Origin of the sequence: Paenibacillus roseus (assembly GCF_016424485.1) — a bacterium.
GTDB classification, from domain to species: Bacteria; Bacillota; Bacilli; order Paenibacillales; family Paenibacillaceae; genus Paenibacillus_D; species Paenibacillus_D roseus.
The window spans coordinates 1-639 of sequence record NZ_JAELUP010000018.1 but is presented as its reverse complement, the minus strand read 5'-3'; the positions used below and the strand labels follow the sequence as shown (position 1 = coordinate 639).

At 51.8% G+C, this 639-nt stretch carries 1 protein-coding gene; it reads right to left on the bottom strand.

The annotated features are described in order from the left end of the window. Positions 1-639: hypothetical protein (locus JFN88_RS07180; RefSeq protein ID WP_199018651.1), on the bottom strand; the 639-nt coding region annotated here is incomplete at both ends.

Sequence of the window (639 nt, the reverse complement as noted above, 5' to 3'; positions counted from 1 at the left end):
CATAGGCTACCGCCTTTTGAATGGCGGCATCGACACCGTCAATTTCTTTGGCTCCGGCTAATGCAATCAGAGCGGTCGCCGTGCTCGAAAGCGTGCCGCCGATCGAACCGTTGGCAGCATTTTGTTTGCTGATAATATGGTTGATTGCCGCTGCCTTATCGTATAACTTGGCAGGGGCAGGCAAGCTTTTGTTATAATACTCCGCGGCACTCGCCTCATTCAATCCGATAACCGCCCATGAATGAACGGCAAGATTGCTTGTATTAAAACTGCCGCTTGGCATCTGGTATTGGACGAGATCCTTGACAAGGTTTTGTCTCGTACTCGTCTCGTAGGGATTGCCGCCTACGGCCAATAGGCCGAGGATGCGGTCTCCGTAGCCGCCGGCTTGATTGTTTATGTAGTCGCTGGCAAACTCCGGCGGCAATGTGTACCCGGTGAAGTCTCCTCCCCATGCGTTTCGGAATGCCAGTGTGTCCAAGTAATTGCCCAGTACTTTTGACTTGGTGATGTCATAATATCCTTTGGCCTTGGCCAGCATCTCACTGTAGACGTTATTGACGACAGCATTTGAAGTTCCTTCTACTACTGCCGCGCTGGCCTGATTGACCGGTACTGCCCATGGCACGAGTGAAGAAA